The 24,394-nt window shown below is 62.7% G+C and carries 20 protein-coding genes and 7 tRNA genes; 4 read left to right on the top strand and 23 right to left on the bottom strand.

The genetic code is table 11. The features are described from left to right. Positions 1-46 precede the first annotated feature (46 nt). The 3 genes from leuB to leuC form a co-directional block, all read right to left on the bottom strand. Positions 47-1,129, bottom strand: coding sequence for a 3-isopropylmalate dehydrogenase (gene leuB / locus ACSMEV_RS17070; protein ID WP_459206198.1), 1,083 nt, complete (start codon positions 1,127-1,129; stop codon positions 47-49). Positions 1,130-1,348: 219 nt separating this feature from the next. After that, on the bottom strand, positions 1,349-1,993 hold the full coding sequence (leuD, locus tag ACSMEV_RS17075; RefSeq protein ID WP_459206199.1) for a 3-isopropylmalate dehydratase small subunit: 645 nt from the start codon (positions 1,991-1,993) through the stop codon (positions 1,349-1,351). Beyond that, entirely contained in the window at positions 1,990-3,423 is a 1,434-nt protein-coding gene (leuC, locus tag ACSMEV_RS17080) for a 3-isopropylmalate dehydratase large subunit (protein WP_459206200.1), read from the bottom strand. Before leuC ends, leuD begins: the two co-directional genes overlap by 4 nt. A 134-nt stretch (positions 3,424-3,557) precedes the next feature. Here leuC and ACSMEV_RS17085 point away from each other — a divergent pair, with 134 nt between their 5' ends. Both ACSMEV_RS17085 and ACSMEV_RS17090 read left to right on the top strand, forming a co-directional pair. Continuing rightward, positions 3,558-4,436, top strand: coding sequence for a LysR family transcriptional regulator (locus tag ACSMEV_RS17085; protein ID WP_459206201.1), 879 nt, complete (start codon positions 3,558-3,560; stop codon positions 4,434-4,436). 58 nt (positions 4,437-4,494) lie between these two features. Next, entirely contained in the window at positions 4,495-7,785 is a 3,291-nt protein-coding gene (locus ACSMEV_RS17090) for a sensor domain-containing protein (RefSeq protein WP_459206202.1), read from the top strand. A 68-nt stretch (positions 7,786-7,853) separates the two neighbouring features. Here the strand turns inward: ACSMEV_RS17090 and ACSMEV_RS17095 are convergent, their stop codons facing one another. The 11 genes from ACSMEV_RS17095 to uvrB all read right to left on the bottom strand — a co-directional run bounded on the left by ACSMEV_RS17095 (position 7,854) and on the right by uvrB (position 14,679). After that, positions 7,854-8,297, bottom strand: coding sequence for an Hsp20 family protein (locus ACSMEV_RS17095; protein WP_296268738.1), 444 nt, complete (start codon positions 8,295-8,297; stop codon positions 7,854-7,856). Positions 8,298-8,424: 127 nt separating this feature from the next. Continuing rightward, entirely contained in the window at positions 8,425-9,405 is a 981-nt protein-coding gene (locus ACSMEV_RS17100; protein WP_459206203.1) for a tRNA dihydrouridine synthase, read from the bottom strand. A 41-nt stretch (positions 9,406-9,446) separates the two neighbouring features. Next, entirely contained in the window at positions 9,447-9,881 is a 435-nt protein-coding gene (locus tag ACSMEV_RS17105) for an acyl-CoA thioesterase (protein WP_459206204.1), read from the bottom strand. Positions 9,882-10,040: 159 nt separating this feature from the next. Further along, positions 10,041-10,116, bottom strand: a tRNA-Glu gene (locus tag ACSMEV_RS17110). Between the two features lie 44 nt (positions 10,117-10,160). Next, positions 10,161-10,236 (bottom strand) — tRNA-Ala (locus ACSMEV_RS17115). Between the two features lie 65 nt (positions 10,237-10,301). Further along, positions 10,302-10,377, bottom strand: a tRNA-Glu gene (locus ACSMEV_RS17120). 44 nt (positions 10,378-10,421) lie between these two features. Continuing rightward, positions 10,422-10,497: transfer RNA gene (locus ACSMEV_RS17125), tRNA-Ala, on the bottom strand. A 52-nt stretch (positions 10,498-10,549) separates the two neighbouring features. After that, positions 10,550-10,625 (bottom strand) — tRNA-Glu (locus ACSMEV_RS17130). A 71-nt stretch (positions 10,626-10,696) separates the two neighbouring features. Continuing rightward, a tRNA-Ala gene (locus tag ACSMEV_RS17135) sits at positions 10,697-10,772 on the bottom strand. A gap of 245 nt (positions 10,773-11,017) precedes the next feature. Then, positions 11,018-12,499: a glutamate--tRNA ligase gene (gene gltX / locus ACSMEV_RS17140; RefSeq protein ID WP_459206205.1), complete on the bottom strand. Its 1,482-nt coding sequence runs from the start codon at positions 12,497-12,499 to the stop codon at positions 11,018-11,020. Between the two features lie 164 nt (positions 12,500-12,663). Further along, positions 12,664-14,679 (bottom strand): excinuclease ABC subunit UvrB, encoded by a 2,016-nt coding sequence (gene uvrB / locus ACSMEV_RS17145; protein ID WP_459206206.1) that lies wholly within the window; start codon positions 14,677-14,679, stop codon positions 12,664-12,666. Positions 14,680-14,957: 278 nt separating this feature from the next. Between uvrB and ACSMEV_RS17150 the strand changes: the two genes are divergently transcribed. Further along, on the top strand, positions 14,958-16,154 hold the full coding sequence (locus tag ACSMEV_RS17150) for an amino acid aminotransferase (RefSeq protein ID WP_459206207.1): 1,197 nt from the start codon (positions 14,958-14,960) through the stop codon (positions 16,152-16,154). Positions 16,155-16,215: 61 nt separating this feature from the next. Beyond that, positions 16,216-16,291 (top strand) — tRNA-Asn (locus tag ACSMEV_RS17155). Between the two features lie 71 nt (positions 16,292-16,362). On the opposite strand, the gene ACSMEV_RS17160 is transcribed toward ACSMEV_RS17155, so the two are convergent. The 9 genes from ACSMEV_RS17160 to fabF all read right to left on the bottom strand — a co-directional run bounded on the left by ACSMEV_RS17160 (position 16,363) and on the right by fabF (position 24,303). Beyond that, complete coding sequence (locus tag ACSMEV_RS17160) at positions 16,363-16,923, bottom strand: DUF1285 domain-containing protein (RefSeq protein WP_459206208.1); 561 nt, start codon at positions 16,921-16,923, stop codon at positions 16,363-16,365. 7 nt (positions 16,924-16,930) lie between these two features. Further along, positions 16,931-17,536 (bottom strand): DUF4823 domain-containing protein, encoded by a 606-nt coding sequence (locus ACSMEV_RS17165; RefSeq protein WP_459206209.1) that lies wholly within the window; start codon positions 17,534-17,536, stop codon positions 16,931-16,933. 85 nt (positions 17,537-17,621) lie between these two features. Continuing rightward, positions 17,622-18,257, bottom strand: a complete 636-nt coding sequence (locus tag ACSMEV_RS17170; RefSeq protein WP_459206210.1) for a TetR/AcrR family transcriptional regulator — start codon at positions 18,255-18,257, stop codon at positions 17,622-17,624. Between the two features lie 359 nt (positions 18,258-18,616). Continuing rightward, positions 18,617-19,399 carry a TatD family hydrolase gene (locus tag ACSMEV_RS17175; protein WP_459206211.1) on the bottom strand — a complete coding sequence of 261 codons (783 nt, stop codon included), beginning with the start codon at positions 19,397-19,399 and terminating at the stop codon, positions 18,617-18,619. A gap of 32 nt (positions 19,400-19,431) precedes the next feature. Next, positions 19,432-20,418, bottom strand: a complete 987-nt coding sequence (locus tag ACSMEV_RS17180; RefSeq protein ID WP_459206212.1) for a DNA polymerase III subunit delta' — start codon at positions 20,416-20,418, stop codon at positions 19,432-19,434. Further along, a complete protein-coding gene (tmk, locus tag ACSMEV_RS17185) occupies positions 20,411-21,043 on the bottom strand; it encodes a dTMP kinase (protein ID WP_459206213.1) in 633 nt (210 codons plus the stop codon). Before tmk ends, ACSMEV_RS17180 begins: the two co-directional genes overlap by 8 nt. Positions 21,044-21,052: 9 nt before the next feature. Beyond that, positions 21,053-22,240, bottom strand: a complete 1,188-nt coding sequence (gene mltG / locus ACSMEV_RS17190; RefSeq protein ID WP_459206214.1) for an endolytic transglycosylase MltG — start codon at positions 22,238-22,240, stop codon at positions 21,053-21,055. A gap of 3 nt (positions 22,241-22,243) precedes the next feature. Then, positions 22,244-23,059, bottom strand: coding sequence for an aminodeoxychorismate lyase (gene pabC, locus ACSMEV_RS17195; protein WP_459206215.1), 816 nt, complete (start codon positions 23,057-23,059; stop codon positions 22,244-22,246). Continuing rightward, positions 23,059-24,303, bottom strand: coding sequence for a beta-ketoacyl-ACP synthase II (gene fabF / locus ACSMEV_RS17200; RefSeq protein WP_459206216.1), 1,245 nt, complete (start codon positions 24,301-24,303; stop codon positions 23,059-23,061). Before fabF ends, pabC begins: the two co-directional genes overlap by 1 nt. Between the last annotated feature and the right edge of the window lie 91 nt (positions 24,304-24,394).

Below are 24,394 nucleotides of genomic sequence, written 5' to 3' on the forward strand. Positions count from 1 at the left end.
AAAAGTGGGCCGCCACCGACAGGGAAGAGGTGGCGGGCCAGAGAGATTACAGATTCCGCAGGGCCGCGACTACTGCATCGCCCATTTCTCGGGTACCGACCTTGCGGCTGCCCTTGGAGAAGATGTCGCCGGTACGCAGACCCTGGTCCAGTACCTGGCTGACGGCCTGCTCGATGGCGTCGGCGGCCTGGGCCTGGTCGAAGCTGTAGCGCAGCATCATCGACACCGACAGGATGGTCGCCAGCGGGTTGGCGATGCCCTGACCGGCGATGTCCGGCGCCGAACCGTGGCAGGGTTCGTACATGCCCTTGTTGTGGGCGTCGAGCGAGGCCGAGGGCAGCATGCCGATGGAGCCGGTGAGCATTGAGGCTTCATCGGAAAGGATGTCGCCGAACATGTTGTCGGTGACCATTACGTCGAACTGCTTGGGCGCGCGCACCAGTTGCATGGCGGCGTTGTCCACGTACATGTGGCTGAGCTCGACGTCCGGATAGTCCTTGGCCACCTCCTCCACCACTTCTCGCCACAATTGGCTGGAAGCCAGGACGTTGGCCTTGTCGACCGAGCAGAGCTTCTTGCCGCGTACGCGCGCCATGTCGAAGCCGACACGGGCGATGCGGCGGATCTCGCTTTCACTGTACGGCAAGGTGTCGTAGGCCTGGCGCTCCCCGCCTTCGAGCTCGCGCTGGCCGCGCGGCGCGCCGAAGTAGATGCCGCCGGTGAGCTCGCGCACGATGAGGATGTCGAGCCCCGAAACGATCTCGGGCTTGAGCGACGACGCGTCGGCCAGTTGCGGATAGAGGATCGCCGGGCGCAGGTTGGCGAACAGACCGAGCTGCGCGCGGATCTTCAGCAGACCACGTTCAGGGCGGATGTCGCGCTCGATCTTGTCCCATTTCGGCCCACCGACCGCGCCCAGCAACACCGCATCGGCGCGACGCGCCCGCTCCAGGGTTTCGTCGGCCAGCGGCACGCCGTGCTTGTCGATGGCCGCGCCACCGATGACATCGTGCTCGAGGGAGAAGCCCAGTTCGAACTTGTCGTTGGCGACGTCCAGCACCTTGACGGCCTCGGCCATGATTTCCGGACCGATGCCATCACCTGGGAGAATCAGAATCTGCTTGCTCATGCGTTCCTCTATGCCTTGGATCGGAGCGGCACAGGTGGCCGCGCCGGGAAAGTCTAGTGCGGTCGACGCCGTCAGCTCTCAGAGCCGAACCGACGCTCGCCGTCGATCTACTGATAGTGCAGTAGCGCTGCGCCCAACGCACGGGGTGGTTGGGCAGGATATGGCGCTGTGTGCAGGCCGCAGTGCGGCATCACGCACGCACCGGTAGCCTTGGAGCCCTCACGCGTCGCGGAACAGCCAAGGCTGGCTGGCGCGGTGTTCGCGCTCGAAAGCCTTGATCGATTCGCTGTCCTGCAAGGTCAGGCCGATGTCGTCGAGGCCGTTGAGCAGGCAGTGCTTGCGGAAGGCGTCGATCTCGAAATGCAGCACCTTGCCATCGGGACGGGTTACGGCCTGCGCCTGCAAGTCGACCACCAATTGATAGCCAGGAGAGGCCTCGACTTGCTTGAACAGCTCATCGACCTCCTCGTCACTGAGAATGATCGGCAACAGGCCGTTCTTGAAGCTGTTGTTGTAGAAGATGTCGGCGAAGCTCGGCGCGATCACGCTGCGGAAGCCGTATTCGTCCAGCGCCCAGGGCGCGTGCTCGCGGCTCGAGCCACAGCCGAAGTTCTCGCGCGCGAGCAAGACGCTGGCGCCTTGGTAACGTGCGTGGTTGAGGACGAACTCGGTGTTCAGCGGACGCTTGCTGTTGTCCTGATAAGGCTGCCCCACGTCCAGATAGCGCCATTCGTCGAACAGGTTCGGACCGAAGCCGGTGCGTTTGATCGACTTGAGAAACTGCTTGGGGATGATCTGGTCGGTGTCGACGTTGGCGCGATCCAATGGCGCGACCAAACCGGTGTGCTGGGTAAAGGCTTTCATGCTGCGCTCCCTTGGATCAACTCGCGGACATCGATGAAGTGGCCGGTCACGGCCGCAGCGGCGGCCATCGCCGGGCTGACCAGGTGGGTACGGCCACCGGCGCCCTGCCGACCTTCGAAGTTGCGGTTGGAGGTGGACGCGCAATGCTCGCCACTTTCCAGGCGGTCCGGGTTCATCGCCAGGCACATCGAGCAGCCCGGCTCACGCCATTCGAAGCCCGCTTCGACGAAGATCTTGTCCAGCCCTTCGCGCTCGGCCTGGGCCTTGACCAGGCCCGAACCTGGCACCACCAGCGCCTGCTTGACGTTGGCGGCCACTTTGCGCCCCTTGGCGATGGCCGCAGCGGCGCGCAGGTCTTCGATGCGCGAGTTGGTGCACGAGCCGATGAACACGCGGTCGAGCTTGATGTCGGTGATCGCCTGGTTAGCGCTCAGGCCCATGTAGCGCAGCGCGCGTTCGATGGAGCCACGCTTGACCAGGTCAGGCTCGGCGGCAGGGTCCGGCACGCGCTGGTCGACGGCCAGGACCATCTCCGGCGAGGTGCCCCAGCTGACCTGCGGCTTGATCTGCGTGGCATCCAATTCGACCACGGTGTCGAACACGGCGTCGGCGTCGGATACCAGACCCTTCCAGGCGGCGATGGCCAACGGCCACTGCTCGCCCTTGGGCGCATACGGGCGGCCTTCGACGTAATCGACGGTGGTGTCGTCGACGGCGACCAACCCAACCCGGGCACCGGCTTCGATCGACATGTTGCAGATGGTCATGCGCCCTTCCATCGACAGATCGCGGATGGCGCTGCCGGCGAACTCCATGGCGTGACCGTTGCCGCCCGCCGTGCCGATTTCGCCGATCACGGCGAGCACGATGTCCTTGGCGGTGACGCCGCCCGGCAACTGGCCTTCGACACGTACCAGCATGTTCTTCATTTTTTTGGCCACCAGGCACTGGGTGGCCAGCACGTGCTCCACTTCGGAGGTGCCGATACCGTGGGCCAGCGCGCCGAAGGCGCCATGGGTGGAGGTGTGCGAGTCGCCGCAGACCACGGTCATGCCCGGCAAGGTGGCGCCCTGCTCGGGGCTGATGACGTGGACGATGCCCTGGCGCTCGTCGTTCATCTTGAATTCGACGATGCCATATTCGTCGCAGTTCTCGTCGAGGGTCTGCACTTGCAGACGCGAGACCTGGTCGGCGATGGCGGCGATACCGCCCTTGCGCTCTGGCGTGGTCGGCACGTTGTGGTCGGGAGTGGCGATGTTGGTATCGATGCGCCAGGGTTGGCGCTTGGCCAGACGCAGGCCCTCGAAGGCCTGGGGCGAAGTCACTTCATGGATGATGTGGCGATCGATGTAGATCAGCGACGAACCATCGTCACGGCGCTTGACCTCATGTGCTTCCCAGAGCTTGTCGTAGAGCGTTTTGCCAGCCATCGGACTGTTCCTCATCAGCGTCTTTCTATGCCAAAGACCACTTGGCTTGTATGGGCGAATGCTATGGGGTTACATTGAATAACTCAAATTCATATTTTTCATACTTTGCATAACCGTTAGGAATTCCGATTTCCATGGACTTGGCCAACCTCAGCGCCTTCATCGCCGTTGCCGAGTGCAGCAGTTTTTCCGGGGCCGGCGAGCGCCTGCACCTCACCCAGCCGGCGATCAGCAAACGTATCGCCGGCCTCGAGCAGCAGCTCGACGTGCGCCTGTTCGACCGCCTGGGCCGCGAGGTGAACCTGACCGAGGCCGGCCGTGCGCTGCTGCCGCGGGCCTATCAGATTCTCAATGTGCTCGACGATACACGACGCGCACTGACCAATCTGACCGGCGAAGTCGGGGGCCGCCTGACCCTCGCCACCAGCCATCACATCGGCCTGCATCGTCTGCCCCCGCTGTTGCGTACGTTCACCCGCCAGTACCCGGAAGTGGCACTGGACATTCAGTTCATGGATTCGGAAGCGGCCTACGATGAAATTCTCCATGGTCGCGCCGAAGTCGCCGTCATCACCCTGGCCCCCGAGCCACACCCACTGGTGCGTGCCGTACCGGTCTGGACCGATGCCCTGGATTTCGTCGCCGCGCCCGAGCATCCGCTGGCGCGCGGCAGAGGGGTCACACTGGCCGAGGTCGCGGCGCATTCGGCGGTATTTCCCGGTGGCAATACCTTCACCCACCACATCGTGCAGCGCCTGTTCGAAAGCCAGGGTTTGGCGCCGAACATCGCCATGAGCACCAATTACCTGGAAACCATCAAGATGATGGTTTCGATCGGCCTGGCCTGGAGCGTGTTGCCCCGCACCATGCTCGACGAGCAGGTCGCCTCCATCGCCTTGGACGGTGTGCAGTTGTCGCGGCGTCTGGGCTATATCCAGCACACCGAACGAACGCTATCCAACGCGGCCAAAGCCTTCATGGCGCTGCTCGACAGCTCTGCCGACGTGGCCTGAACTTCTGCCAGAACGCCATTCACCGCCAGGGACGCCGCTCGGCCAAGGTCTGCTACCGATGCCCAACTCCACCGATCACCTCGTGCGCCTGCCGCGCATCCCCGCCATCGACCCACAGGCCTCGGAGCAAGCCTGGCAGAACGCTCCGCAATTGCTCGCCGCGCTCAACGGCGCGCACCTGGGCGCCTGGCTGTGGGACATCGACAGCGGCCGCGTAAGCTGGTCGCGCGGCACCCATGCGCTGTTCGGCTTCGATCCGCAATGCGCGCTGCCCCACGACCTCGACTACCTCGACCTGCTGCCCGAAGAAGACCGCGAGCGCACCCGCCAGGCGTTCCAGGCCGTGCTCGACGGCCAGCCGGTGCGCCAGGCCATGCGCCACCGCATCCGCTGGCCCGACGGCAGCCTGCACTGGCTGGAAATCAGCGGCAGCCTGACGCTGGACGACAACGGGCGGCGGCAGATGATTGGCGTGGTGCGCGAAGTCACCCGCCAGCGCGAACGCGAAACCGCGCTGATGAATTCGGAAAAGCGCTTCGCTACGCTGTTCCAGCTTAGTCCGGACGTCATCCTGCTCAGCCGCCGCCACGACGGCATGATCTTCGAAGTCAACCAGCACTTTGAACACACCCTGGGCTGGCCGAGCGCCCATGTCATCGGCAGGACCACGTTGGAGGTGGGGCTGTGGGTGGACCTGCGGCACCGCTTGCAAGTACTGGAAGCCACGCGCGACAACAGTGGCCCGGTGACCCTCGAGGTGCAGTTCCGAGCCATGGACGGGCAAGTCCACGATGGCATTCTCTCGACCCAGAGCATCGAACTCGAAGGCGTCACGCACCTGATCAGCACCTTCGTCGACACTAGCGAACGCAAGCGCGGCGAACAGGCTTTGCTGGACAGCCAGGAACGGCTCGACCTGGCACTGGACTCGGCGCAATTGGGCACCTGGGATTGGCACATTCCCAGCGGCCTGCTCTATGGCTCGGCCCGTGCGGCGCAGTTGCACGGGCTCGAGCCGGTGGCGTTCCACGAATCGTTCGAAGCGTTTTTCGAAGGCGTATCCGAGCCTGAGCGCACGGACATGCGCAAGGCCTACCGCAGCCTGCGCGAGGGGCCGGCCGGCAATTACCAGATCACTTACCGCGTGCAACTCCCGCAAGGCGCGTCGCGCTACATCGAAAGCCGCGCGCGGCTGTATCGCGACGACCAGGGCCAGCCGCTGCGCATGGCCGGCACCCTGCTCGACATCACCGAACAGGTGGAGCGCGAGCAGCGCCTTAGCGCTTCGGAGGAAAAATTCGCCAGCCTGTTCCTGGTCAGTCCCGATCCGATCTGCGTCACTCGCCAAGACACGGGCCAGTTCGTCGAAATCAACCCGGCCTTCACCCAGACGTTCGGCTGGCACGCCGACCAGGTGATCGGCCGTACCTGCGAACAACTCGATCTATGGGTGGGTGCGGCGCAGCGCATCGAGCACCGCGAGCGAGCGCTGCTGGGCGAGAAGCTGGACAACGTCGCCGTGCAGGTACATCACCGCGATGGCGCTGCGCTGACCTGCGTGATTTCCAGCCGCTCGATCCGTGTTGGCGACCAACCCTGCCGTGTGACCACCCTACGCGACATCACTCAACAGCAGCGCGCCGAGGCAGCGCTCAAGGCCAGTGAAGAAAAGTTCGCCAAGGCCTTCCACTCCAGCCCTGACGCCATCACCATCACCGAATTCGCCACGGGCCGCTACGTCGAGATCAACGACGGATTCTGCCGCCTGACCGGCTATAGCGCCTACGAAGTGCTCGGTCGCACTGCGCGCGACCTGGGTATCTGGGCCGATGACGAGCAGCGTGCTGGGTTGATCTCCGAAGTGAGAACCAAGGGCCGGGCGCTCAATCGGGAAATGCTGGCGCGCAGCAAACGCGGCGACATCCTCAACGTGGAAGTGTCGGTGGAGCCGATCACGCTCAACGACGTCGAATGCCTGTTGCTGACCGCACGCGACGTCAGCCTGCTGCGCGCGGCCCAGGCGCAGATCCGTCACCTCGCCTACCACGACCCTTTGACCAACCTCCCCAACCGCGCCCTGCTGATGGATCGCCTCAGCCAGCAGATCGCCTGGTTGCGCCAGCGCGACCTGAGAGGCGCCCTGCTGTTTCTCGACCTCGACCACTTCAAGCACATCAACGATTCCCTGGGCCACCCGGTGGGCGATGCAGTGCTCAAGATCATCACCGCTCGCCTGGAAGCCAGTGTGCGCCAGCACGACACGGTCGCACGCCTGGGCGGCGACGAGTTTGTGGTGCTGATCAGCGGACTGCAAGGCTGCCGCGAGACGGTCGAGCGCACCGTCCGAGAGTTGGCTGACACCTTGAGGGGCCTGCTCGCCGAGCCAATGTCGCTCGAAGGCCAGTGCTTGCAGGTGACGCCCAGCATCGGTGTGGCGCTGATACCCGACCATGGCACGACGCCTGCCGACCTGCTCAAACGCGCGGACATCGCCCTCTATCGCGCCAAGGATTTCGGGCGCAACACGACGCAGCTCTTCCACGACACCATGCAAAAGGCCGCCAGCGAGCGCTTGCGCATGGAAAACGAACTGCGCGCGGCGTTGGCCCGGGATGAGCTGGCGCTGCACTACCAGCCCCAGGTCGATGCGCGCGTACAGCGCATCATCGGTGCTGAAGTGCTGCTGCGCTGGCATCACCCGCAACTGGGCCAGCAATCGCCGGGGCAGTTCATTCAGGTGCTCGAAGAGAGCGGGCTGATCGTCGAGGTGGGCCACTGGATTCTCGATCAGGCCTGCGCGGCCTGCGCCGCTCTGGTCGAAGGCGGCCTGGTCGATGCGCAGACGTTCAGCCTGTGCGTGAACATCAGTCCGCGGCAATTCCGCCAAAGCGACTTCGTCGAGCGCGTGTTGCGCAGCCTCGCGGCGTATCGTTTGCCCCCTCGCGTACTCACATTGGAGATCACCGAGGGCATCGTCATCCGCAATCTGGAGGACACCATCGGCAAGATGCATGAACTCAAACGCCAGGGCGTGGGCTTTGCGATGGACGATTTCGGCACCGGCTACTCCTCGCTCACTTACCTCAAGCGCTTGCCCGTCGATGCCTTGAAGATCGATCAGACCTTCGTACGCGACGCAACCACCGACCCCAACGACGCCGAGATCGTCCGGGCCATCGTGGCCATGGCGCACAGCCTGGGCTTGGCAGTCATTGCCGAAGGCGTGGAACAGCCCGAGCAACTGGCCTTCCTCGAGCGTTTGGGCTGTCACTGTTACCAAGGCTACCTGCACAGCCGACCGCTGCCGCTCGAGCGATTCCGCGCCTTGCTCGAACAGACGAGGTACTAGCGGCAATGAAAAAGGGCACCCGAAGGTGCCCTTTCTTGCAGCGTGCTACCGGGAAGCGCTCTACCGGATCAGTTCAGCACGTTGGCCTCACCATTGATCGGGATGCGCTTGGCCTTGGCTTCTTCCGGTACCAGGCGCAGCAGCTCGATATTGAGCAAGCCGTTGGCCAGGCCTGCGGCCTTGACCTCGATGTGGTCGGCCAGGCGGAACGACAGTTTGAAGGCGCGTTGTGCGATGCCTTGGTGCAGGTAGGTCACCTCATTGGCGCCCGCGTCGCGCTTGCTGCCGGTTACCGTAAGCACACCCTTTTCCACTTGCAGGTCCAGGTCTTCTTCGAGAAAACCTGCCGCAGCAATGACGATGCGGTATTGATCGTCACCGTGGCGTTCCACGTTGTAGGGTGGGTAGCTGCTGCCCGACTCATTACGGGCGGCCGATTCGAACAGGTCGTTGAAGCGGTCGAAGCCAACGGAATGGCGGAACAGGGGAGCGAGAGAGAAAGCGGTAGTCATGGTCATAAACTCCTGAGATTCAGCAAGTAAAGTCACTGCGCGACCCGACTTCGGCATCGCGTACTCAAATAGATAGGGGCCGACAAACCGCTTTCAAGGCGTGTGCTGAAAATTTTTTCGCTTGCCCTCAGGCCACATGCATATCGTCGTGGTGCTTGGAAGTGATAGGCAGATCCAACAGCTGGGTGATGGCCTGGCAGTCGTCGCTGCGCCGTACCTGCGCGAACAGCACCACCGCTTCGGGGTAGCTGCGCGTCAGCATGGCCAACCATTGCTTCAACCGGCCTGGCGCATAGCGTGGCGACAATTTGTCCTGGGCCTGCTTCCAGAAGCACTGCAGCAGTGGCAGCAAGGCGGTCCATTGCAGCGGTTCGTAAGCCTGCCCGCTGCGGGCTGCAGCGATCTGCAGGGCAAGGTCCGGACGCGACACCAGGCCACGGCCCAGCATGATGTGCTCTGCGCCACTGACCTCGCGACAGCGCTGCCAATCTTCGACGGTCCAGATTTCGCCATTGGCGAACACAGGCACCCGGACCACGTCCTGCACCCGCGCTACCCACTCCCAATGCGCAGGCGGCTTGTAGCCCTGGACCTTGGTACGGGCATGCACCACCAGGTGCTGCGCCCCGCCCTCCGCCAATGCCGTGGCGCACTCCAAGGCGCCGTCCGGCGTCTCGAAGCCCAAGCGCATCTTGGCCGTGACGGGTATGTGCGAAGGGACGGCGCGGCGCACCTCACGGACGATGGCATGCAGCAGTTCGGGCTCTTTGAGCAGCACGGCGCCACCGCGCGATTTGTTCACCGTCTTGGCCGGGCAACCGAAGTTCAGGTCGATCACCGGTGCACCCAGCTCGCAGGCCAAGGCGGCATTATCGGCCAGGCAAAGGGGATCGGAGCCGAGTAGTTGCACGCGCATGGGCACCCCTGCCGCCGTCTGCGCGCCGTTGCGCAGTTCGGGCGCCAGCTTGTGGAACGAAGATGCCGGCAGCAGACGATCGCTGATGCGGATGAATTCGGTGACGCACCAGTCGACACCCCCGACTCGCGTCAGCACGTCGCGTAGGATGTTGTCGACCAGCCCCTCCATGGGGGCCAAGGCAATTTGCATAAACGACTCTCGGGGAAAAGACGACCGCGCAGGGCAGTCGTTCAAGCACTGGCCATGGCCGGCCCGTAGCCTTCGATGAATTCTTTCGGCATGCGCTTGGGCTTGCCGGTGGACAGCTCGATACAGGCGAATGTGGTTTGCGCACGCAGCAACGTAGCGCCATCACGCGGCCGTTTGAGCTGAAAGCGTCTCTGCATGCGTAAGCGCTGGTCCCATTCGACGATCCAGGTCGCCAGTTGCAGCTCGTCGTCTTCGTAACCGGCCGCCAAGTAATCGATTTCGTGGCGAACCACGGCCATGGCGCGATCCAGCCGACGGTATTCGACCAGGTCCAGACCCAGACGCTGGGAATGGCGCCAGGCGCAACGCTCCAGCCAGGTGACGTAAGCGGCATTGTTGGCGTGGCCGAGGCCGTCGATGTCTTCCGCGCCGATGCGCAGCTCGATGATGAATGGCGTTGGCAAGTCCCAGCTCATGGCGGCTCCGACGATCAGGTGAACGACCGAGTTTAACGGATGTATCTTCGGGTTGCAGACCGCAAGCCAAGGCGGAGGCATGACCGGATGCCGGAAAAAACAAAAGGCCCATTCAATATGCGAATGAGCCTTTGAAGTCTCGCAAAACGCGAGTGAAAATGGCGTCCCCTAGGGGACTCGAACCCCTGTTACCGCCGTGAAAGGGCGGTGTCCTAGGCCACTAGACGAAGGGGACTTGTAACCTTCGTGCAGACGCGTATTCACGCATCCTGGCAGAAATGGTGGAGCTAAGCGGGATCGAACCGCTGACCTCCTGCATGCCATGCAGGCGCTCTCCCAGCTGAGCTATAGCCCCGAAAACAAAAGACTCACTCAATCTGCGAGTGAGCCCCTTTAAGTCCCACAAAACGCGGGAAAAAGTGGCGTCCCCTAGGGGACTCGAACCCCTGTTACCGCCGTGAAAGGGCGGTGTCCTAGGCCACTAGACGAAGGGGACTTGTAACCTTCGTGCAGATGCGCGCTAACGCATCCTGGCAAAATTGGTGGAGCTAAGCGGGATCGAACCGCTGACCTCCTGCATGCCATGCAGGCGCTCTCCCAGCTGAGCTATAGCCCCGGATTTCTAGCCTCTCGGCCCAGCGACGAAACGACCATCGCTTGTGTAAAACTGGCGTCCCCTAGGGGACTCGAACCCCTGTTACCGCCGTGAAAGGGCGGTGTCCTAGGCCACTAGACGAAGGGGACGAACCTTCTTACCTTCAAGACCAGGCGCTGTACCGGGTCTTGCTTCATGGTTTCAATCATGAAGCGGAATGTGGTGGAGCTAAGCGGGATCGAACCGCTGACCTCCTGCATGCCATGCAGGCGCTCTCCCAGCTGAGCTATAGCCCCACAATGTCTCGATCAACCGAACCGCTGGCTGGGTGCCTGGCGCTTCATGGTGGTTCATCGCTGTGGACGGGGCGCATGTTAAGTTCAGAGCGCTAGCCTGTCAAACTTATTTTCGAAAAATATCAAAAAAAATTTCTCAGATAACAGTCACTTACCGCCCTGCCCTAGCGCGAACGCCCTTGGCTGCGCAGACCGCGGCTTTCACCACGGCCTGTTGGGCACAAAGCTCACCTGCATGCATGCCTTCAGGCGATGGTCGCCAGCAGCTTTTCCCACTCCTTGTTCTCTTTCTTGGACACGCCGCCCAGCAGGTCCAACGCCTGGCGCAGGCGATAACGGGTAAGGTCCGGCCCAAGGATTTCCATGGCGTCGAGCACCGAGACCGAACTGGCTTGGCCAGTGATGGCGGCGAACATCAGCGGCATCGCATCGCGCAGCTTCAACGACAATGCCTCGACTACGGCCTGAATGCAGGCGGTGATGCGCTCCTTCTCCCACTGCCGTAAGCCTTCGAGCTTCCACAGAATCAGTTGCACGACCTGGCGGACCTGATCGGCACTGAGTTTCTTGCTTTCGAACAGCCTGGCATCGGGCTTCACGCCACCTTCGAAGAAGAAGCCACCCAGGGGCACGACCTGACTGAAGGTTTCCACACGACCCTGCACGTGCGGAGCGATCTGCATCATGTAGTCGCTGTTGAAGGCCCACTTCTGCAAGCGCGCGGCAAACTGCTCGACCGGCAACTCACGCAGCCACTGACCGTTGAGCCACGACAGCTTTTCGATATCGAAAATCGGCCCGCCCAAGGAAACGCGGGACAGGTCGAAGTGCTCGACCATCTCGGCCAGCGAGAACTTCTCACGCTCGTCGGGCATCGACCAGCCCATACGCCCCAGGTAGTTGAGCATGGCTTCGGGCATGAAGCCCATGCGCTCGTAGAAGGTCACCGACGTTGGATTCTTGCGTTTGGACAGTTTGCTCTTGTCCGGATTGCGCAGCAGCGGCATGTAGCACAGTTTGGGCTGCTCCCAACCGAAGTACTCGTAGAGCTTGATGAGCTTGGGCGCCGAAGGCAGCCATTCCTCGCCACGCAGCACATGGGTGATGCCCATGAGGTGGTCGTCGACCACGTTGGCCAGGAAGTAGGTCGGCAGGCCGTCGTTCTTCATCAGCACCTGCATGTCCATGCGATCCCAAGGGATCTCCACGTCGCCACGCAGCATGTCCGGCACCACGCACACACCTTCGCTGGGCACTTTCATGCGGATCACATGCGGCTCGCCTGCGGCAAGGCGGCGTTGCACGTCTTCTTCGCTCAGTTGCAGGGCGCGACCGTCATAGCGCGGGGTTTCGCCACGGGCCGTCTGTTCGGCACGCATCTGCTCGAGCTCTTCGGCCGTGCAGAAGCAGTAGAAGGCATGCCCGGCATCGACCAGTTGCTTGGCGTAGCGGGCATAGATCTCACCGCGCTCGCTCTGCCGATACGGGCCGTGCGGGCCACCCACGTCGGGGCCTTCGTTCCACTCGATGCCGAGCCAGCGCAACGCGTCGAAAATCTGCTGTTCCGACTCGCGAGTCGAGCGCAGTTGATCGGTGTCTTCGATACGCAGGATGAACTCACCGCCGTGCTGCTTGGCGAAGCAGTAGTTGAACAGGGCGATGTAGGCGGTGCCGACATGAGGATCGCCGGTGGGCGATGGCGCGATACGCGTGCGAACGGTGGTCATGGAAGGTCTCGAAGGGCAATGAAACAAAGGCGCGAATGGTAGCAGGGAGCAGGCATGCTGCTCCAGCCATGGCAGCTTCGGGTCGTGAATGACCCAAACCTTGAGCGGATCTGAAGGGTACAGGGCGGACCGGCGTGGCACGACCCGCCCTGCCCTTCAGTCCATCACGTGGTGATCAACCGATCGCGCAGCTTGCCCACTTCGTCACGCAGCTGCGCCGCGGTCTCGAACTCCAGGTCTCGTGCAGCCTGGAACATGCGCTCCTCGAGCTGCTTGATGCGCTTGGTTATGTCGGCCGGGGTCTTGAGCTCGGCCTCGGCCCGTGCGCTCTCTTCCGCCGCCTTCGCCGCACCCTTGCGCTTCTTGCTACGCGCACCAGGCACGGTGGCGCCTTCGAGGATATCGGTGATGTCCTTGACCACGCCCTTGGGCACGATGCCGTGCGCTTCGTTGAACGCCATCTGCTTCTCGCGCCGCCGCTCGGTTTCATCGATGGCCCGGCGCATGGAACCGGTGATCTGGTCGCCGTACAGAATGGCGCGGCCATTGAGGTTGCGCGCTGCACGACCAATGGTCTGGATCAGCGAGCGATCGGAGCGCAGGAAGCCCTCTTTGTCCGCATCGAGGATCGCCACCAGCGACACCTCCGGCATGTCTAGACCTTCGCGCAGCAGATTGATCCCCACCAGCACGTCGAAGGTACCCAGGCGCAGATCGCGGATGATCTCGACCCGTTCCACGGTGTCGATGTCCGAGTGAAGGTAACGCACTTTGACGCCGTGGTCGGCCAGGTAGTCGGTCAGGTCTTCGGACATGCGCTTGGTAAGCGTAGTGGCGAGTACCCGTTCGCCAATCTCCACGCGCTTACGGATCTCCGACAACAAGTCGTCGACCTGGGTCAGCGCCGAACGCACTTCCACGGGTGGATCGACCAGCCCGGTGGGGCGCACCACCTGCTCCACGACGCGCCCGGCGTGTTCGGTTTCGTAAGGCCCGGGCGTGGCCGAGACGAAGATGGTCTGCGGCGTAATGGCTTCCCACTCGTCGAAACGCATAGGCCGGTTGTCCAACGCCGATGGCAGGCGGAAGCCATACTCCACCAGGGTTTCCTTGCGCGAGCGGTCGCCTTTGTACATCGCGCCGACCTGAGGCACGCTGACGTGCGACTCGTCGATCACCAACAGCGCATCAGCGGGCAGGTAGTCGTACAAGGTGGGCGGCGCAGCGCCCGAAGGGCGCCCGGACAGGTAGCGGGAGTAGTTCTCGATGCCGTTGCAATAGCCCAGCTCCAGCATCATCTCCAGGTCGAAGCGGGTCCGCTGCTCGAGACGCTGGGCTTCGACCAGCTTGTTCTGCTTATGCAGGTATTCGAGCCGGTCCTTGAGCTCGACCTTGATGCCCTCGATTGCCTCCAGCAGAGTGCCACGCGGGGTGACGTAGTGGGTCTTGGGGTAGAAGGTGAAACGCGGCAGCTTGCGGATCACTTCACCGGTCAACGGATCGAAAGCGGCGATGTTCTCCACTTCGTCGTCGAACAGCTCGATGCGGATGGCTTCGAGGTCCGACTCGGCCGGGAATACGTCGATTACATCGCCGCGCACCCTGAACGTGGCGCGAGCGAAGTCGATCTCATTGCGCGTGTATTGCAGGTCAGCGAGACGGCGCAGCAGCGCGCGCTGGTCGAGCTTGTCGCCGCGGTCGATGTGCAGCACCATCTTCAGGTAGGTGTCCGGGCTGCCTAGACCGTAGATGCACGATACCGTGGTGACGATGATGGCATCGCGCCGTTCGAGCAGGGCCTTGGTGGCCGACAGGCGCATCTGCTCGATGTGGTCGTTGATCGAGGCATCCTTCTCGATGAAGGTGTCGGACGACGGCACATAGGCTTCGGGCTGGTAGTAGTCGTAATAGGAAACGAAATATTCGACCGCGTTGTTGGGGAAGAACGCTTTGAACTCCCCGTACAGCTGCGCCGCCAGGGTTTTGTTGGGCGCCAGGATCAGCGTAGGGCGTTTCACCTGGGCGATGACGTTGGCAATGCTGAAGGTCTTACCGGAGCCGGTGACGCCGAGCAAGGTCTGATGCGCAAGCCCGGCGTCGATGCCTTCGACCATCTGGCGGATGGCTTCGGGCTGGTCGCCAGCGGGCTCGAAGCGGGTAACGAGCTGGAACTCGGACATGAGAAACCTCTGCCACCTGTAAATTTAACCAGTAGTTTATACCCATTCGGGCAGGCTGGAGAACCCTTTCCCCAGCCACCCGACCGGTCGCTATGCAGTGGACCGGGCCAACCGATCAATGGTTGGAAAAAAATCGCGTCAAAAGCTGGAAAACCTGCGCCAGACTGTCGCAGTGCAGCAAGGTCATCACTATACTGACTCCCCGTTTGTGCACCGCTTCAGTGCATGTGGGCTGAAGGGTGCGCGTGCTCCCATCCTTCAATCAGAGCCAAGGTAAAATGAGCCTGTTTTCCGCTGTCGAGCTGGCACCCCGCGATCCCATTCTGGGCCTCAACGAAGCATTCAACGCCGACCCCCGCACCGATAAGGTCAACTTGGGTGTAGGCGTTTATTCCGACGAAGCCGGTCGAATTCCGCTGCTGCGTGCCGTGATCGAAGCCGAGCGTCAGCGCACCGAGCAGCAGCTCTCGCGTGGCTACCTGCCCATCGACGGCATCGCCAGCTACGACCAGGCGGTACAGAAGCTGTTGTTCGGCGCCGAGTCGCCTTTGCTGGCCGCCGGCCGGGTCGTCACCGTGCAGGCGGTGGGCGGCACGGGCGCCTTGAAGATCGGTGCCGACTTCCTCAAGCGCCTGAGCCCCGGCGCCGTCGTGGCGATCAGCGATCCAAGCTGGGAAAACCACCGTGCGTTGTTCGAAACCGCAGGTTTCCCGGTGCAGAACTACCGCTACTACGACGCTGCCAGCCACGACGTCAACCGCACCGGCATGCTCGAAGACCTCGAACGACTGCCGTCGGGTTCGGTCATCGTGCTGCACGCCTGCTGCCATAACCCAACCGGCGTCGACCTGAGCCTGGACGACTGGAAAAACGTGTTGGACGTGGTCAAGGCCAAGGGTCATGTGCCCTTCCTCGACATGGCTTATCAAGGGTTTGGCGACGGCATCGACGAAGACGCTTTCGCCGTGCGCCTGTTCGCCGAATCCGGCCTGGACTTCTTCGTGTCCAGTTCGTTCTCCAAGTCCTTCTCGCTGTATGGCGAGCGTGTCGGCGCGCTGTCGATCGTCACGGGCTCGAAGGATGAGGCCACGCGCGTGCTGTCGCAGGTCAAGCGGGTGATTCGCACCACCTACTCCAACCCACCGACCCACGGCGCCAGCGTGGTCGCGGCAGTGCTCAACAGCCCTGAACTGCGGCAGATGTGGGAGACCGAACTGGGTGAGATGCGCCAGCGCATCCACGGCATGCGCAAGCAGATGGTCGAATTGCTGGCCCACTACGGCGCGCAGCGCGATTTCAGCTTCGTCGGCCGCCAGCGTGGCATGTTCTCCTACTCGGGCCTGAGCGCCGAGCAGGTGGCGCGCTTGAAAGAGCAGTTCGGCATCTATGCGCTGGACACCGGGCGCATCTGCGTCGCGGCGCTCAATCAGTCGAACATCCACGTCGTGACCAAGGTCATCGTGGAAGTGCTGTGACGCTAAAAACGCAAAGGGGAAGGTTGACTTCCCCTTTGCAATCAGTAACATACGCATACATTCCGCGATAGCTCAGTCGGTAGAGCAAATGACTGTTAATCATTGGGTCCCTGGTTCGAGTCCAGGTCGCGGAGCCAAACAAAAAACCTCCAGATGCGCACGCACTGGAGGTTTTTTTATGGTCGACCCATGAGTCGCGAGCGTCGGCTCACTCGGTCTCGCCAATCGGATAGAACGTCCCTGAACTCCATACGCCCAGCCATTGCCGACCATCGATGGTCTTGGGTACGGCCAGCTCCACCATCTGATAGAAGACATTGCGATTGATCAGCGCATGCAGGTTGTCGTGCACGCGCAAGTAGGGCGATGGCTCGGCCGAATGGGCATCGACCTTCACCTCTATCGGATGCTCCGGCCCTGCTTCGACCTGCTCGTCGACCTGGGTGGTGAAGCGCAGCACCTGTTGCTCGCCCTGCCCTGTCACCTCGAGCAGCACCGCCACGAAGGGCGCATCGTCGACGCGAATGCCAACCTTCTCGACCGGTGTGACCAGAAAGTAGTCGTTGCCCTCGCGGCGCAGGATCGATGAGAACAAGCGCACCATAGGTTTGCGCCCAATGGGCGTACCCAGGTAGTACCAAGTGCCATCGCGGGCGATGCGCATGTCGATGTCGCCGCAGAAATCCGGATTCCACAGGTGCACAGGCGCACGCGCCTGTCCTTTGGGAATCTGTGCCAGCAATTCACCCGCCTTGTCCGACTCGGTCATCACACCCTCAGCGACTCATGCCCAGAAGGCTTCGAGCGTACTCGCGCATGGGGGCACCGAGCAAATCTTCGGGTTTATTGTCGTGCAGCGTCAACAATCCGCCACGGCTTTTGATGCGCACGGTATCGATCAGGTAACGGGTGCTGGTCTCGATGAGCATCATCTGCACCACGCCCGAATCCCAGCCCAGCCGGTCGACCGCCTGTTCGTCGTACCATTGGTCGCCATTGCCGATACGGTCATCGGTGCGCGCGTAGCGGGTGTAAAGCACGTAATGCGCGCCCAGCGAACGCGCCTGCGCCAGCGCCTCTTCCAGGCCCAGCGGTCCGTCGGCGCGGCGCACCAGGGGGAAATATTCGACGAAGGCTTTGAAAGCCTCTTCAGCCACCACGTTCTGCCGGGGTTGCGGCCCTTTACCGGGCGGCACGAAGGCGCCCTGGCCGATCAGGATGTAGGAATCGGGCTGAAGGCGGATCGACAAGGTACGCCGGGTATCACTGTGATCGAGCAAGCCGGCGTCACTCATGTGATAGCGCACCCCCTCGCCCATGTCGCTCACGTTCATGCAGCCGCTCAACGCACAAAACGCCAGCAGCGAAACCAGACTCCGCATCCTTCCTCTCCCTGCCGGCGTCGAAAACCCGGCGTTCAAGGGTGCAATGCAGCTTTTGCGCCAGGTGTGCGAACGGTGCGCAGGATCAGGCCAGCGGTTCCGGATCGCGCTTGCGCTTGTTGCCCATGCGCACGCCGATGTCCATCAAAAACTGGAAGAACCCTTCCTGATCTTCCAGCACATTGCTCCAGAACGGCGAATGGTACAGAGCCACCGCACCATGGACCAACGCCCAGGCGGCGCAATAATGGAAGTACGGTGGGACGTCTTCAAGCTTGCCCTCGCTGATGCGGCCTTTGATGAGCAAGGTCAGGCGTTCGAAGTTCGAAGCGCGGATGCGGTGCAGCTCCTCGACCATCTCCGGCACTTGGTTGCCTTTGACGACCTTCTCTTCGAGCCGGTCGAACAGGCGGTAACGTTGAGGGTCGCGCATGCGGAATTCGAAATAGGCGCGCGACAAGGCTTCCCGATCGCGGTCGACGTCGTCGGAATGCAACAACCGGTTGAGGTCACCCTCGTAGTCGAGCATCAGCCGCAGGTAGATCTCGGCCTTGGACTTGAAATGCTTGTAGATCGTGCCTTTGCCGATGCCGACGGTGTCAGCGATCAGCTCGACGGTAACGCTGTCTTCGCCTTGCTCAAGAAACAGCTTGAGGGAGGTATCGAGGATTTCCTGCTCGCGGCGGCGAAACTCACGGACCTTACGAGATTCTTTCTGCATGGGGAGGACTGGCTGAAAAACGAAGCGGATTATTATGCCTAACCGTCAGCAAATTGCACGGAACATCGAAATCGACGCCAGTGGGCGATGACCTGGAGCAACCCGCGAAGCTGGCCCTTCTTGCCAAGGCCTGGGCCGACCGTTCGGCGGCACATCGCCCATCTGTTTAAAAAGTGATCACCTTGACTGGCACTGTGCCAATCCTGACCAATACTGATAAAGGCCGACGCCTGGCACCCCCCTGGCCATGCGTCGGCACAGGCGCCATGGACCGAGCGCCTTTTGTTCTACTCCTAATGGTCTTGACCCGGACTCCGCCCCCCCGGACCCGGGTTTTTTTTGCCTGGCTGGCAGGGCCGTCAAGCCACCCGCGCCAGCGGGAACAACCGTTTGAAGTTCTCGGTGGTCTGTTCGGCCAAGCCCTCATAGCTTTCGCCGCGCACCGAGGCGACGAACTCCGCCACCTCACGTACGTATTGCGGCAGGTTGGGCTTGCCACGGTGGGGGATCGGTGCGAGATAGGGCGAGTCGGTTTCCACCAGCAAGCGATCGGCAGGCACCTGCCGTGCGACGTCGCGCAGGGCGTCGGCATTGCGGAAAGTGACGATACCCGAGAGCGATATGTAGTAGCCCAAATCCAGTGCCGCCTTGGCCATCGCCCAGTCTTCGGTGAAGCAGTGCAGAACGCCGGCCTGCGGCAAGCTGAATTCGCGCAGCAGGTCCAAGGTGTCGGCGCGGGCGGCACGGGTGTGCACCACAACCGGCTTGCCTGTCTGCTGCGAAGCTTGCAGATGCAAGCGGAACGAGGCTTGTTGCACTTCGGCAGCCTCGGGTTCGTAGTGATAGTCCAAGCCGGTTTCGCCAATCGCGACGACATGCGGATGGGCCAGCTCGCCCAGCAACCAGTCGAGGGCCGGAGCTTGGCCTGGCGTCACATCGAGGGGATGGATGCCCACGGCGCAATCGACGTCGGCGTACTGCTCGCTGAGCGCCTTGACCGCACCGGCGTTGTCGGCACTGACGCCGATGCACAGGAAGTGCCCTACCCCCCGATCGCGCGCCGCTTGCAACGCGGTATCTAGCGAACCTTGGTGGCTGCTGAGGTCAAGTCGATCGAGGTGGCAATGCGAATCTACGAGCATAGAAAAACAGGTATCCGTCGGAAAATGGGGATTCAGCGCGAAGCGGGCAGTTGCGCGAAGCGGGCCAGCAAGGCCTCGAGCAACAAAGCGCGGTTGAGGTTGGCTTTGCCGAGCACTTTTTGCCGCTGCTCCAGCACCCACACTTGCAGGTCGAGCACGGTGGATTGGCGGCTTTTCTGTGCCAGGTACTGGACGACCTTGCGCATGTCGGCCATGCCCAAGCCTTGTTCGTCCTGGGTCAGCTGATAGCGCAGTACCAGATGCGACCAGTCGCAGAACCAATCGAACAGGCGCAGCAACGGCACGCCGTTCCAGGCTTCAGCCAGTTGGCTAGGCGACTTCTGCTGCTTGAGCAGCTTCTTCACCCCCTCGACCACCAGCGCGCGCTGCTCGCGCACGCCCTGCTCCTGCAAGGTAACGGCCAACAGTGCCGATCCACAGGCCAGGGCCAGTAGTTCTTCACGCTCCTGGGCATCGGCCTCGGGCAGTGCCGTGGCCAGATACGCCTGGCTCTGGGCCTGATCGGGCAGCGGGCAGGCGATCTGCTGGCAGCGGCTCTTGACGGTCGCCAGCAATCGGCTCGGCTGGTGGCTGACCAACACCAGCACAGTATCGCCCGAGGGCTCTTCCAGGCTTTTGAGCAGCGCGTTCGCGGCATTGAGGTTCATCGCCTCGGCCGGTTCGATGACCACCACTTTGCGCCCGCCCAGTTGCGCGGTCTGCACGACGAACGCCACCAGCTCGCGGACCTGGTCGACCTTGATCGGCTTGTCGGCTTCCTCAGGCTGCAAGACGAAGTGGTCGGGGTGCGTGCCGGCCTGCAACAGCAGGCATGACTTGCACTGCCCACAGGCGTCTCCCGCCTGCGGCCGCTGGCATAGCAGCAGCGCCATCAACCGCTCGGCCAGCGCGCGCTTGCCGATGCCCTGCGGGCCATGCAACAGATAGGCATGGGCATGCCGGTCACGGCCCGCCATTTGCTGCCACAACGAGGTCTGCCAAGGGAAGGCTTCAGCCACGGCACCGATCCAGAATGTCGGGCAACAGCCCATCGAGCTGACGCTGCACGCTTTCCAGGGGCTGTGCAGCGTCGATCAGACGGTAGCGCTCGGGAGCCGTGCCAGCGCGTTCAAGGTAGGTGCGGCGCACCGCTTCGAAGAAGTCGCGGCCTTCCTGCTCGAAGCGGTCCAGCCTGCCGCGGGCTGCGGCACGCGCCAGACCCACTTGTACCGGCAGGTCGAAGATCAGGGTCATGTCCGGGCGCAAGGCGCCCTGCACGAAGTCTTCCAGAACGGCGATGCGCGATACGGGCAACCCGCGCCCGCCACCCTGATAGGCGTAGGTAGCATCGGTGAACCGATCGCAGATCACCACCGCGCCGCGCGTCAGCGCGGGCTGGATCACTTGCGCCAAGTGCTGGGCGCGGGCAGCGAACATCAACAACAGTTCGGTATCGGTGGCCATGGCCTCGTTGCCGGGTTCGAGCAGCAGTTCGCGAATACGCTCCGCCAGCGGCGTACCGCCTGGCTCGCGACTCAGCACCACCTCCACACCCTGTTCACGCAAGCGTGTGGCCAGGTATTCACGATTGGTGGTCTTGCCAGCGCCTTCCGGCCCTTCAAGAGTAATAAACAAGCCGCTCACGGGCAGTCCTTAACGAGTAGTGTCGGGCGCCGGCGTCTGCGCAGGCGCAGCCGGTGCAACGGTGTCGGGCTCGGTGCCGACGCCAGGGGGAATGCTTTCTTGGGACGCAGCAGGTGCTGAGTCGGCAGGTACGCTCTGAGCGGGCTCCGGCGTAGAGGTACTCGGCGCCGCAGGGCTGGAGCGATAGTCGGCACGCCGCTTGATCTGGAATTCGCGTACAGCGGAATTATGATCTTCCAAATCGTCGGAGAACACGTGGCTGCCATCGCCGCGCGCCACGAAATACAGGCTGCTGCCGTCGGCCGGGTTGAGCGCGGCATGAATCGCCTCACGCCCGACCATGGCGATCGGCGTGGGTGGCAACCCGGTCATGGTGTAGGTGTTGTAGGGAGTAGGCTCGCGCAGGTCGGCACGGGTGATGCGCCCGTTGTAGCGCTCGCCCATGCCATAGATGACCGTAGGGTCGGTCTGCAACATCATGCCCAGGCGCAGACGGCGGATGAACACGCCAGCGATCTGCCTGCGCTCTTGCGGGATACCGGTTTCCTTTTCCACCAGCGACGCCATGATCAGGGCCTGGTATGGATCACGGTAAGGCAGGCCGGTGGCGCGCTCCGCCCACTCCTTGGCCAGCACCTCGTCCAGACGCTGGTAAGCCTGCTGCAACAATTCGACGTCGGTCATGCCGCGCACGAACCGATAGGTGTCAGGGAAGAAGCGCCCCTCGGGAAACACGCCGGAATGGCCGAGTTTTTCCATCACTTCAGTGTCGCTCAGACCCTCGAGGGTATGCTCGAGGGTGTCATGGCGAGCCAATGCCGAACGCACCTGACGGAAGTTCCAGCCTTCGACCAAGGTGAGCGTGTACTGCACCACATCGCCCCGGCGCCAGGCGCCGAACAATTCGCCCATGGTCATGCCCGGCGTCAGCCGGTATTCGCCGGTGTGCAGGGCGGTGTCGGCCATGTTGAAACGCCAGTACAAACGTAGCCACAGGGCTTCATCGAGCAGCCCTTCGCTCTGCATGCGGTAGAACATGCGGTTGGGCGTGGTGCCGGTGGGGACTTCGAGCATACGTTCTTCGCTCAACCGGAGCGGCTGGTCAACCACCGACTGGACCTTCCAGGCCGCCCAGCCAAACGTCAGGCCGGCTAGAACCAGGCCTATTTCCAGGAGCAGGAGGATTTTACGTCTCACGAATCAGGCTTCCAGTAGCGTACGGGCAAAGGCCTGCAGTTTACGGGTGAGCGGGCCTGGCGACCAGTTCAGCGTATCCAGAGCACGCACCGGCCACACGCCATACACGCTGTTGCAGACGAATACTTCGTCAGCCTGTTCCAGCCCTGGCATCGTGACCTCGCCGACCTGCACGTCGATGCCCTGGGCCGTCGCATGCTCGAGCAAGGCACCGCGCATCACGCCTGCCACACCGCAGCGGGACAGGTCGGCGGTCAGCAGCCGACCATGGCTGACCACGAACAGGTTGCTGTACACACCCTCGACGACCCGACCCTGCATGTCGCGCATCAAGCCTTCGGCGTGCTCGGCGTCCTGCCACTCCGCACGGGCCAGCACCTGCTCCAGACGATTGAGGTGCTTGAGGCCCGCCAACAAAGGTTGCTCGGCCAGGCGCGTGCGGCAGGGGTACAGCCGTACGCCGGCCTCGGCATGGGCCTCGGGATAGTTCGGCAAAGGGGCGCCTTGCAGCAGACGATGCGGTTCGGCGGCCGGCGCGCTGGCATAGCCACGCTGGCTATCGCCGCGCGTGAGGATCAGCTTGGCCACACCCTCGCCGAGTGCGCTGGCATAACGCAGGATTTCTTCGCGTATCAGCGCGATGTCGGCGGGAATGAGCAGGCGCTGGCAGCCCTGCGCCAGCCGCGCGAGGTGTGCGTCGAGCAAACTCGGCCGCCCCCCTCGCACGGCGATGGTCTCGAACAGACCATCGCCGTAGGCCAAACCCCGATTCTGCAGGTTCACTGCAGTCGCCGGCTGACCGTCGATCCAACTGTGCATCAGCCAGGGAACCTGCGGAACACCAGCGAGCCGTTGGTGCCGCCAAAGCCGAAGGAGTTGGACAGCACCACGTCGATCGGCATGCTACGCGCCTGGTGCGGCACGAAGTCCAGGTCGCAACCTTCGTCCGGCTCGTCCAGGTTGATGGTGGGCGGTGCCATCTGGCTGTTGATCGCCAGTACGCTGAAAATCGCTTCCACAGCCCCAGCAGCGCCCAGCAGGTGGCCGGTCATCGACTTGGTCGAGCTGACTGCGACGCTATAGGCATGCTCGCCGAATACCCGCTTGATCGCCGACACTTCGGCGAGGTCGCCGGCAGGTGTCGACGTGCCATGGGCATTGATGTAGCTGACTTCATGCGGCTCTATACCGGCATCGCGCAAGGCATTGGCCATGCAGCGCGCAGCGCCCTCCCCGTCTTCGGGTGGAGAAGTCATGTGGAAAGCATCGCCGCTCATGCCGAAGCCGACCAGCTCGGCATAGATGGTCGCACCGCGCGCCTGGGCATGGCTGAGCTCTTCGAGCACCAGCGCACCGGCACCGTCGGACAGGACGAAACCGTCGCGTCCTTTGTCCCACGGCCGGCTCGCCCGAGTCGGTTCATCGTTGCGCGTGGACAAGGCACGCGAGGCACCGAAGCCGCCCATACCCAAGCCACACGCCGCCATTTCGGCGCCACCGGCGATCATCACGTCGGCTTCGCCATAGGCGATGTTGCGCGCAGCCATGCCGATGCAATGCGTGCCCGTGGTGCAGGCTGTGGAAACGGCGTAGTTAGGGCCTTGCAGTCCCAGATGGATGGACAGAAAGCCCGAGATCATGTTGATGATCGAACCGGGGACGAAGAACGGCGAAATCCGCCGCGGGCCTTGTTCGTGCAAGGTCCGGCTGGTGTCTTCGATGTTGGTCAGGCCGCCGATGCCCGAGCCCATCGCCACGCCGATGCGCTCGCGGTTGTCGTCGGTGATGTCCAGCCCGGCATTGCGCACCGCCTGAAAACCGGCCGCAAGACCATATTGGATGAACAGGTCGAGCTTACGCGCTTCTTTGGGCGACAAGTACTGCTCGACTTCGAAGCCCTTGACCGAACCGCCAAAACGGGTGGAGTAGGCAGACAGATCCGTATGCTCGATCGGACCGATACCACTGCGGCCGGCCAGAATACCCTGCCATGTGCTCGGCACATCGGTGCCCAGTGGCGACAGCATCCCCATACCGGTGACCACGACGCGTCTACGCGACACAGAACTCTCCTTTTGAAATAACTACTGTTCTCGCAAAGAAAAAACCGCACGCCAGTGACGGCAGTGCGGTTTTTCTCGACAAGAAGCGTCG

It is taken from the genome of Pseudomonas sp. MLB6B, assembly GCF_054508135.1.